Source organism: Vibrio sp. 10N.247.310.98 (genome assembly GCF_041467395.1).
In the GTDB taxonomy this organism is placed as follows: Bacteria; Pseudomonadota; Gammaproteobacteria; order Enterobacterales; family Vibrionaceae; genus Vibrio; species Vibrio crassostreae_C.
Genome location: NZ_JBFSUL010000065.1, coordinates 17,659 through 27,527, shown reverse-complemented (window position 1 = coordinate 27,527; position 9,869 = coordinate 17,659). Strand labels below are relative to the sequence as shown.

12 protein-coding genes are annotated in these 9,869 nt (G+C 45.0%); 2 read left to right on the top strand and 10 right to left on the bottom strand.

The window, feature by feature from the left end; all coding sequences use genetic code 11:
* From tuf to fkpA, 9 genes are all read right to left on the bottom strand, one after another.
* On the bottom strand, positions 1 to 896 hold an 896-nt coding region (gene tuf, locus AB6E78_RS19680; RefSeq protein WP_102467488.1), incomplete at its 3' end, for an elongation factor Tu.
* A 147-nt stretch (positions 897 to 1,043) separates the two neighbouring features.
* Positions 1,044 to 3,140, bottom strand: coding sequence for an elongation factor G (gene fusA, locus AB6E78_RS19675; protein ID WP_017061101.1), 2,097 nt, complete (start codon positions 3,138 to 3,140; stop codon positions 1,044 to 1,046).
* 166 nt (positions 3,141 to 3,306) lie between these two features.
* Positions 3,307 to 3,777 carry a 30S ribosomal protein S7 gene (rpsG, locus tag AB6E78_RS19670; RefSeq protein WP_010435163.1) on the bottom strand — a complete coding sequence of 157 codons (471 nt, stop codon included), beginning with the start codon at positions 3,775 to 3,777 and terminating at the stop codon, positions 3,307 to 3,309.
* A gap of 107 nt (positions 3,778 to 3,884) precedes the next feature.
* Positions 3,885 to 4,259 (bottom strand): 30S ribosomal protein S12, encoded by a 375-nt coding sequence (rpsL, locus tag AB6E78_RS19665; protein WP_004737194.1) that lies wholly within the window; start codon positions 4,257 to 4,259, stop codon positions 3,885 to 3,887.
* Between the two features lie 182 nt (positions 4,260 to 4,441).
* The gene (tusB, locus tag AB6E78_RS19660; protein WP_017063711.1) at positions 4,442 to 4,717 is read right to left on the bottom strand and encodes a sulfurtransferase complex subunit TusB; all 276 of its coding nucleotides are present in this window, start codon (positions 4,715 to 4,717) and stop codon (positions 4,442 to 4,444) included.
* Positions 4,718 to 4,725: 8 nt separating this feature from the next.
* Positions 4,726 to 5,082: a sulfurtransferase complex subunit TusC gene (gene tusC / locus AB6E78_RS19655; protein ID WP_372113202.1), complete on the bottom strand. Its 357-nt coding sequence runs from the start codon at positions 5,080 to 5,082 to the stop codon at positions 4,726 to 4,728.
* Entirely contained in the window at positions 5,079 to 5,468 is a 390-nt protein-coding gene (gene tusD, locus AB6E78_RS19650; protein ID WP_017063709.1) for a sulfurtransferase complex subunit TusD, read from the bottom strand. Before tusD ends, tusC begins: the two co-directional genes overlap by 4 nt.
* Complete coding sequence (locus AB6E78_RS19645) at positions 5,462 to 6,187, bottom strand: transcriptional regulator (RefSeq protein WP_004729851.1); 726 nt, start codon at positions 6,185 to 6,187, stop codon at positions 5,462 to 5,464. The genes tusD and AB6E78_RS19645 overlap by 7 nt, the downstream gene beginning before the upstream one ends.
* Before the next feature lie 205 nt (positions 6,188 to 6,392).
* Positions 6,393 to 7,169 carry an FKBP-type peptidyl-prolyl cis-trans isomerase gene (gene fkpA, locus AB6E78_RS19640; protein WP_372132736.1) on the bottom strand — a complete coding sequence of 259 codons (777 nt, stop codon included), beginning with the start codon at positions 7,167 to 7,169 and terminating at the stop codon, positions 6,393 to 6,395.
* A 131-nt stretch (positions 7,170 to 7,300) separates the two neighbouring features.
* On the opposite strand from fkpA, the gene AB6E78_RS19635 reads away from it, so the two are divergent.
* A complete protein-coding gene (locus AB6E78_RS19635) occupies positions 7,301 to 8,278 on the top strand; it encodes a WD40 repeat domain-containing protein (RefSeq protein WP_102320012.1) in 978 nt (325 codons plus the stop codon).
* Positions 8,279 to 8,283: 5 nt separating this feature from the next.
* Complete coding sequence (locus AB6E78_RS19630; RefSeq protein WP_009848930.1) at positions 8,284 to 8,511, top strand: SlyX family protein; 228 nt, start codon at positions 8,284 to 8,286, stop codon at positions 8,509 to 8,511.
* Positions 8,512 to 8,691: 180 nt separating this feature from the next.
* On the opposite strand, the gene AB6E78_RS19625 is transcribed toward AB6E78_RS19630, so the two are convergent.
* Positions 8,692 to 9,657: an isoaspartyl peptidase/L-asparaginase family protein gene (locus tag AB6E78_RS19625; RefSeq protein WP_017066209.1), complete on the bottom strand. Its 966-nt coding sequence runs from the start codon at positions 9,655 to 9,657 to the stop codon at positions 8,692 to 8,694.
* Positions 9,658 to 9,869 lie beyond the last annotated feature (212 nt).

The following is a 9,869-nucleotide window of genomic DNA, read 5'->3' as shown; positions in this document are numbered from 1 at the left end:
ATAGAACCTTTCGCAGAAAGTACTTGACCACGTTCAACGTCATCACGCTTAGTACCACGTAGAAGTGCACCAACGTTCTCACCTGCACGACCTTCGTCAAGCAGTTTACGGAACATTTCAACACCAGTACAAGTAGTAAGAGTAGTCTCTTTGATACCAACGATTTCTACTTCGTCACCTACACGTAGGATACCGCGCTCGATACGACCAGTTACAACAGTACCACGACCTTGAATTGAGAATACATCTTCAATTGGTAGTAGGAACGGTTGGTCAACTGCACGCTCTGGCTCAGGAATGTAAGAATCTAGTGCTTCTGCAAGCTCAACGATCTTGTCTTCCCACTGCTTCTCGCCGTTTAGTGCGCCAAGTGCAGAACCTTGGATAACTGGTAGGTCATCACCTGGGAAGTCGTATTCAGAAAGAAGTTCACGAACTTCCATCTCAACTAGCTCAAGTAGCTCTTCGTCATCTACCATGTCACATTTGTTCATGAATACGATGATGTAAGGGATACCAACTTGACGACCAAGTAGGATGTGCTCACGAGTTTGAGGCATAGGGCCGTCAGTCGCAGCAACAACTAGGATACCGCCGTCCATTTGTGCTGCACCAGTGATCATGTTTTTAACATAATCCGCGTGTCCTGGACAGTCTACGTGTGCGTAGTGACGTGCTGGAGTGTCGTACTCAACGTGAGAAGTTGCGATTGTGATACCGCGCTCACGCTCTTCTGGAGCGTTATCGATAGATGCGAAATCTTTAGCAACACCGCCGTACACTTTTGCAAGTGTAGTACAGATAGCAGCAGTTAGAGTTGTTTTACCGTGGTCAACGTGGCCGATAGTACCAACGTTTACGTGCGGTTTCGTACGTTCAAATTTTTCTTTAGACACAATCGTGTTCCTTCCTAGTTATGATTCGCCACGTTCATTATTGAGCGAGACGCGCCAGAAATTGCTATTTTATGCGCCAACTCTCGTTAGCGCAATATTTGTACGCATTGTTCTTTCAAAAAATGAAAAAAAATGCCTTCCTTTTGTTTAACCACGCTCTGCAATGATTGCTTTTGCAACATTGTTAGGCACTTCAGCGTACTCACTAAACTCCATAGAGTAAGAAGCACGACCTTGTGTCGCAGAACGTAAATCAGTTGCGTAACCGAACATGACAGACAACGGAACTTGTGCACGAATTATCTTCAGGCCAGCTGTCCCCTCGTCCATACCTTCGATGATGCCGCGACGACGGTTAATATCGCCAACAACGTCACCCATCCAGTCTTCTGGAGTAGTTACTTCAACTTTCATCATAGGCTCAAGCAGAACCGGTTGCGCTTCAAGTGCACCCGTTCTGAAAGCCATAGAGGCAGCGATTGTAAACGCCATCTCACTTGAATCTGTTTCATGGTAAGAACCATCATATAGTGTAGCTTTGATATCCAAAACTGGATAGCCAGCAAGCACACCATTGTTCATCTGCTCTTCAACGCCTTTAGCAACTGAAGCGATAAACTCTTTCGGTACGATACCATTGGCAATTTCATCCACAAAGACAAAGCCTTCGCCAGCTTCTGATGGTTCTAGTTTCAGCCATACGTGACCGTACTGACCTTTACCACCATGTTCACGGATAAATTTACCTTCCGCTTTCGCTGTACCACGAATAGTCTCACGGTAAGCCACTTGCGGGTTACCAACGTTGCAGTTCACGCTAAATTCGCGCTTCATACGGTCAACGATGATATCTAAGTGTAGTTCACCCATACCAGAAATCAGAGTCTGGCCAGTTTCCGCATCCATATCAACGCGGAACGATGGGTCTTCCGCTGCTAGTTTACCTAGAGCGATAGTCATTTTATCTTGATCAGCTTGAGAGCTTGGCTCTACAACGATCTGAATAACTGGGTCTGGGAACTCCATGCGCTCAAGAACAATCTTATGGTTCTGGTCACAAAGGGTTTCACCAGTAGTCACATCTTTCAGGCCAATGATGGCTGCGATGTCACCTGCTCGTACTTCTTTTACTTCTTCTCGCTTGTTTGAGTGCATTTGAACAATGCGACCTAAGCGTTCACGTTGTTTCTTCACAGAGTTATAAGCTGTTTTACCGCTTTCAACAACACCAGAGTAAACACGGATGAAAGTTAAAGTACCAACGAATGGGTCTGTTGCAATCTTAAATGCTAGCGCTGAGAACGGTTCTTTGTCGTCTGCGTGACGCTCTGCTTCGTTCTCATCTTCATCGATACCTTTAATTGCAGGTACATCGACTGGAGAAGGAAGGAAATCAACAACTGCATCTAGAACAGCTTGTACACCTTTGTTTTTGAATGCACTACCACAAGTAGCAAGTACGATTTCATTATTAAGGGTACGAGTACGAAGACCTTGTTTGATTTCAGCTTCTGTTAGTTCACCTTCTTCAAGGTACTTATCCATCAGCTCTTCATTTGCTTCTGCAGCAGCTTCAACAAGTTCTGTACGATATTCTTCAGCCATTTCTTGCATGTCTGCAGGAATATCTTCGTACGTGAAAGTCATGCCTTGGTCAGCTTCGTTCCAGTTAATTGCCTTCATCTTGATAAGATCGACAACGCCTTGGAAGTTTTCTTCAGCACCAATGTTCAGTTGAATTGGAACAGGAGTTGCGCCTAAGCGGTCCTTGATCTGTTCAACTACGCGCAAGAAGTCAGCGCCGGTACGGTCCATTTTATTAACGAAAACCATACGTGGAACTTGGTACTTATCAGCTTGACGCCATACTGTCTCTGACTGAGGTTCAACACCAGATGAGCCACAGAACACAACAACTGCACCATCAAGCACACGCAGAGAACGTTCTACTTCGATTGTGAAGTCAACGTGCCCAGGAGTGTCGATGATGTTAATACGGTGGTCCGAGAACTGAGCTTCCATACCACGCCAAAACGTAGTGGTTGCTGCTGAAGTGATCGTAATACCGCGCTCTTGCTCTTGCTCCATCCAGTCCATGGTTGCTGCACCATCGTGAACTTCGCCGATTTTGTGAGAAAGACCGGTATAGAACAGAATACGTTCACTTGTGGTTGTTTTACCTGCATCTACGTGAGCAACGATACCGATATTACGGTATTGCTCTATAGGAGTTTTACGAGCCACGGTTGAATCCTCTTATTAGAGACTTAGGGACTATTGCTATGTCTAGATTAGGCGTTAAAAGCGATGCTTCGCTAAAAATTGCTTGCCCTAGAAATAGCAATAGTTCCTAGCATAAGCATAGGAACTAAAGAAGTGCTGCAAGGAACCTTGCAGCACTAAAAAGGTATTACCAACGGTAATGTGCGAACGCTTTGTTTGCGTCAGCCATGCGGTGAACGTCTTCACGTTTCTTAACCGCAGTACCTTTGTTCTCAGACGCGTCTAGCATTTCAGCAGCTAGGCGTTGAGCCATAGATTTTTCACCACGCTTACGCGCAGCTTCAACTACCCAACGCATAGCAAGAGCGTTACGGCGAACCGGACGAACTTCTACAGGTACTTGGTAAGTTGAACCACCTACACGGCGAGATTTAACTTCTACCGCTGGGCGAACATTTTCAAGAGCTTCTTCAAATACAGCTAAGTGGTCTTTACCAGACTTCTCAGCCATTGAATCTAGTGCAGTGTAAACGATTTTTTCTGCAGTAGATTTCTTTCCGTCAACCATAAGGATGTTAACGAATTTTGCCAGCAATTCAGATTTGAACTTAGGATCTGGAAGGATCTTACGCTGACCTATTACGCGACGACGTGGCATGGATATTCTCCGTTGTCTTCTTCAGGTTTTTTCCAAAACTTTTCAGAATAATAAATAAAATAGTGTTTGGCCTTACTTAACGATTTCTTTTTAAAAAAGAGAATCAATTAAGACTTAGGACGTTTCACACCGTACTTAGAACGACCTTGTTTACGGTCGTTAACGCCAGCACAGTCAAGTGCGCCGCGAACAGTGTGGTAACGAACACCCGGAAGGTCTTTTACACGACCGCCACGGATTAGTACAACACTGTGCTCTTGTAGGTTGTGGCCTTCACCGCCGATGTACGAAGTTACTTCGAAACCGTTAGTTAGACGTACACGACATACTTTACGTAGTGCCGAGTTAGGTTTTTTAGGTGTAGTAGTGTAAACACGAGTACATACACCACGTTTTTGTGGGCACGCTTCTAGTGCAGGCACGTTGCTTTTAACAACTTGCTTTACACGAGGTTTGCGAACCAACTGGTTAATAGTTGCCATTAACTAGCTCCTGAAATTTACTTGAAAGTAAGCTTTGTGAAAAATCTATCCCTAATCACAAGTCGTAATTAGGGACGCAAAATTCTATTCAGCAGTGGGAGGTGTGTCAAGAAATATACAGATCTTTTTTAGCCGTCTAGAGCTCAGGATGGTCTGCTTTTAACCAAACTGATAAAACACAGCTACCAAGTGACTGATTTGTCGTTCAAAACCGTCAGTTTAACGAAGCCATCGAAGTCAACTTGATCAATGGTACTTGAGACAAGTAGTTGTAAACCTCGGCTATCGAGATCTGGTTTTAACACCGACACCTGCTCTACTGCGCAGATTTGAGTGAATAACTCATGATTGGGAAGGCAAACATACACCGCATCTTCCACCAAAAGATACTGATCTTGTGGCTGAGAATAGGTCAATGCGAGTTTAAGTTTGTCGACTGATTTTACAATATGAAGCATAGCGTCCCCTAGAAAGTCAGTATCTGTTGGCACTGAGCTAACTTCTGCGTTAACTCGTCGGCTTCAACGGTGGTCACATCGATCAGCAGGTTGTCTGCTGAAAGACCAAACTGACTCAGACTACGCTGACACACATACACCTGTTCGATGTCGTACAGGTCCATAAGTTTGAATGCAGAGATGTAGTCACGCGATAGTGTTTCGTCGGGCTGCTGCGCTTTGAGAAGCTGTGTCACGCCATCGCCAACAAAGAACACGGCAATGTCTTCAATATATGCGGACGCAGCAAGCAGGGCGTCTAACCCTTCTCTACCCGCAGCGGTCGTATGAGGGAAACTGTTAAATATAAAGGCTAACTTTCTCAAAACTGCACAACCCTATCTTGCGTTAGTAGCGCTTCCGATAAGCTTCCTAATCCGGCTTGAGTAAATCCAGTGGCTAGGTTAGAGGCACTTAGTTGATGTTGCTCTGCTTCTTCAGAGCTAATCACTCCGCGTCTTAGCGCAGCTGCCACACAGGTTTCAAGGCTAACATCGTGTTCATCAGCCAGCTTTTGCCAAGCAGAAGCTAAATCAAATTCATCGTTAGCCGGTACGGTAAGGTCTGAGCCGTTACTGACGCCATCTTGATAGAAGAACACACTGTGAAGTTTGTGGCCCTGTTTAATCAGAGCCACGGCAAACTGGTAGGCACTTCTTGCTGACTGTGAGCCATAAACTGGCCCATTCACTAGGAGTGTATAGCTTAGCAACCCTCTTCATCCTCTGTTTTACGTTGGCGGATGTATAGGTACACGGTGTGCTTAGAGATGTTCAGTCGCTCAGCAACGCGGTTGATCGCGTCTTTAATATCGAAAATACCTTTGTCGTACAGCTCCATCACGATCTGACGGTTCTTAGTATTGTTCGATACCGATTTGTCAGCGTTAATTTCTTCAATGGTGCGTTCAACCGTTTGGTCGACAAGTTCTTCAACGTCACTAGCGAAGTTAACCGATGATGCGGCTTCGTCTGCGTCTTGTGTAGGCATGAACGATTGCAGCACTTGTGAGAATGGCGCGTCTAGATTCACGTTAATACACAGTAGGCCAATCACTCGGTCTTCACCGTTGCGGATAGCAACCGTGATCGACTTCATCAACACTCCGCCTTTAGCGCGAGTGAAGTATGAACGTGAGAAGTTACGCTTAGAACCTTCAATATCTTTTAGCATCTTCAATGCAAGATCGGTGATCGGCGAGCCAACCTGACGACCTGTATTTTCGCCGTTGGCAATTTTAATCGCAGAAGTATTGAGGTCTTCTAAAGAGTGCAAAACGATTTCACAAAACGGACCAATAAGGCTCGCAATACCGTCAACAACGGCCTCATAAGATCTTAGAATGATTTTATCGTGTTCACTGAATGGCATAACGTGGACTGATTCCATTTCAAGTAACACATCTGCATTGACTGTTTCTGTAGTAGTCACTTATTCCTTACCTTCGTGTGAAAAATCAACAAATTTATGTAAGTTTATCAGAAAATTTTAATTGCACACCTAGCTAACATTGCAACTAGTGATTTAGAACAAGTTTAAAAATCAAATACTCATCTTCAAATCATAAAAAAAGCCTAACTCAAAGTTAGGCTTTTTATTCAATCAACGTATTTTAGTACGAGGCTTTTAACCGATATTACTGTGCAGGAGCTGCTTCAGCGTTATCGATGTTTAGTAGTTCTACTTCGAATACTAGCGTTGAGTTAGCAGGGATAGTCGGTGTGTCTTGCTCACCGTATGCTAGCTCTGGCGGGATAACGAACTTGTACTTAGAACCAACTTGCATCAGTTGTACGCCTTCAGTCCAGCCTGGGATTACGCGGTTAAGTGGGAATGTTGCTGGTTCACCACGGTCGTAAGAGCTGTCGAACTGAGTACCGTCTGTTAGCGTACCTTTGTAGTGAACTTGAACAGTATCAGTGTCTTTTGGAGAAGCGCCTTCGCCAGCTGTCATTACTTGGTAAAGTAGGCCAGATTCAGTTTGCTCTACGCCTTCAGTCTTTGCGAACTCAGCGCGGAAGTCATCACCTGCTTTCTTAGTTTCAGCTGATTTCTCTGCCGCTTGTGCTTGCATAGTTTCAGCAACACGCTTGTCTAGAGCTTCAAGAGCTGCGCGAGTTTCTTCTTCGTTCAGTGCAGTTTTCTCTGCGAATACGTCTTCGATACCTTGAAGAACCATATCTTTGTCTAGGTTAATACCTAGCTCGATTGGCTTATCAATGCTTGTGCTTAGGTAGTTAGCGAAAGATACGCCGATTGCGTATGCCGCTTTGTCGTCTTCTGTTTTAAAGTTTACTGCTTCAACTTTAACTTCTTCAACCTGTGGAGCTTCTGCCTTTGGTTCTTCTTTCTGACAACCAACTGCTAGCATAACCGTTGCGGCAAGCAGTGATACTTTTAAAACTGATTTCATTGAATTCTCCAATTAATGGCCAAGCCATTGGTTATTGTGCACAAATCTAATGATTAGATTGGTGTGAATACGTTAGTTATAACAATATACTAGTCATATGTCTTTCGACACAAACCGGATTATTAGATGTGATGCGAATATTTTTCCACTCATTGCTATGTACAATTGTCATCGCCTTGTTAAATGGATGTTTTTTCTTCCAAGATGATGAGCAACGTTGGGAAATTGAACCCAATGGTGCCACCAGCTTTGCCCTTAGCAGAGATGGACGCTTCGCCCTGCTCTACTCTCAGAAAAAACAACTATTGCTTTGGGACCTTGCCGAAAACAAAGAGTTAGCTCAACTCGGCCCACAAGATCAATTAGAAAACCAAGTATCGCGTATCCGTATCTCGGACAATGGCCGCTTTGCCATTACCGCAAGCCAGATGAACTTCGCCGTTTGGGACTTATCTTGGACTCAAGCACAAGGGCTTTGGTCTATCTCCGATGGCTTAATTCGCGATGTCGATATCTCTAGCAATGGTGAAAAAGTATTGCTTGGCCTGTCTAATGGCAAAGCGATCTATGTGGACTTAGTCACCGGACGCCGTCTTGAGTTCCTTGCTCACCGAGAAAAAGTGAATTCAGTCTCCCTCTCTTCTAATGGCCGCTACGCATTATCAGGCGGCAACGACTACAAAGCTTACCTTTGGGATACCGAGTCGGGCTTGGTGTTGCGCACCTTTGAGCATGAACAAAGAGTAGTACGAGTCGCGCTACAACGCGATGGTGAACTGGCTTTTACCTCTGATGGCGGCAATCAAGCGATGATTTGGGATCTTGAAACGGGCGAACCTCAAGCGCAATTGCAAAGCTGGTCTCGACAGTTGATTTTCTCGAGTGCGCGTTTTTCTGATGACGGCAGTATGTTGGTGACGGGCACACCATCCAGCCAAGTGAGTGTGTGGAATACTCAGGATGGCAAGCGAATTTCTCGCCACGATGCTGAGCCATTAAAAGATGCTCGCCCTCCCCGTGCGGTAGTGTATGATGCAGCCTTTGATGATAAGAACCGTGTGATATCGGGCACCTCTGCGGGCATTGCCCAAGCTTGGAATGTGGATTAAGAACGATGACAGAAAAGCGAGTTGAACAACTAGAAAGCCGCGTAAATGACCTAGAGTGTCAGCTAGCTTTCCAAGAACAGACCATTGAAGAACTCAATGAAGCGCTTAGCCAACAACAAATGTTAATCACGAGAATGCAAGATCAGATGAAGTTCGTGGTTGGCAAAGTAAAAAATATGGATGGCTCTAATCTAGCTGACGCATCAGAAGAGACGCCACCTCCACACTATTAAGTGCGGTTCAAAATAACCAATTAAATCTAACGACGCATATCGTTAGTTTCTCGTCCTCAATGTGTAAACACATTTCAGGACGGGACATAGAAAACTAAGAGGGCGACAGATACTTATCTGTCGCCCTTTTGTTTATTTCATCTCAGTGAATAAGCTAAAGCCAATTAAGCCGATACCAACTTAGTCGTCGGCATAAATCTTCACTTCAACACGACCTTGAGTATCAACGCTTGCACGATACATTCCTGAGCTGTTCATACCAAAATGTATATCGCCTTGGCCATCGATAGCGATCAAGCCACCTTCTCCACCCATGGTTTTCAATTCACCTTGAATGATCGTTTCACAAGCGGTGTGCACATCTTCTTTCAGATAACGCATTCGTGCTGCGACATCACTGGCGACCATTTTACGTAGGAAGAACTCACCCATCCCGGTTGTTGAGACGGCAACATTGCCATTTTCAGCGATGGTTCCTGCACCAATGATCGGAGAGTCACCCACACGACCGTATTTCTTATTGGTCACGCCACCGGTACTGGTTGCTGCCGCTAAGTTACCCGCTTGGTCTAATGCGACCGCACCAACCGTGCCGTACTTTTTATCGTCAGGGTATTTCTCAGCTTGCTGCTGATCATATTTCGCTTCAGACAGAGCAAAGATGCCTTTCTCTTTCATCGACTGAAGTTGGTCATAGCGGCGCTCAGTAAAGAAGTAGTCTTGCTCGGTAAAGGTGTAGTCATGCTCAAACGCAAACTTCTCGGCACCTTCACCAATCAGCAACACATGGTCGCTTTTCCGCATCACATCACGTGCAAGCTCAATTGGGTTTTTGATATGGCGAACGCCTGCAATAGCACCTGCATCCATTTCGCGGCCATGCATCACAGAAGCGTCCATCTCAACAAATTCATCATGCGTTAAAACAGAGCCCCTACCGGCATTAAAGTGCGGGCTGTCTTCCATCACCTTAACCGATGCCACTACCGCATCCAGAGCATCACCACCCGATTGCAATATTTGATAACCAGCCAAAACCGATTTTTCCAAAGCCTCGGTAATACCCGCTTTTAATTCATAGCTCATTTGCTCGCGCAAGATGGTTCCTGCACCACCATGAATGGCAATTGAAAAAGGCTGTGACATACAAACTCTCCACTGACGTCGTCTTATAATGTTGTGCTATCAATACCACATCCATGGTTCGATGTCTGATAACGAAAACCAAACTTTTACGAATGCTTAGATTTGCGGACACTTAGTTTGGTAGAGAAAAGCGAGGTCAAAAAGCGAGACTCCTAAACGCAAAAAGCCTCCACAAGGGAGGCTTTCAAGATTCTTAAACTAAACCGTTAATT

What these genes read in the sequence shown, in the direction of transcription:
- rpsG (WP_010435163.1), bottom strand. Translation starts at nt 3,777, where the DNA reads ATGCCACGTCGTCGCGTAATAGGTCAGCGTAAGATCCTTCCAGATCCT.
- AB6E78_RS19630 (WP_009848930.1), top strand. Translation starts at nt 8,284, where the DNA reads ATGACAGAAAAGCGAGTTGAACAACTAGAAAGCCGCGTAAATGACCTA.
- AB6E78_RS19625 (WP_017066209.1), bottom strand. Translation starts at nt 9,657, where the DNA reads ATGTCACAGCCTTTTTCAATTGCCATTCATGGTGGTGCAGGAACCATC.
- tusB (WP_017063711.1), bottom strand. Translation starts at nt 4,717, where the DNA reads ATGCTTCATATTGTAAAATCAGTCGACAAACTTAAACTCGCATTGACC.
- rpsL (WP_004737194.1), bottom strand. Translation starts at nt 4,259, where the DNA reads ATGGCAACTATTAACCAGTTGGTTCGCAAACCTCGTGTAAAGCAAGTT.
- fkpA (WP_372132736.1), bottom strand. Translation starts at nt 7,169, where the DNA reads ATGAAATCAGTTTTAAAAGTATCACTGCTTGCCGCAACGGTTATGCTA.
- AB6E78_RS19635 (WP_102320012.1), top strand. Translation starts at nt 7,301, where the DNA reads ATGCGAATATTTTTCCACTCATTGCTATGTACAATTGTCATCGCCTTG.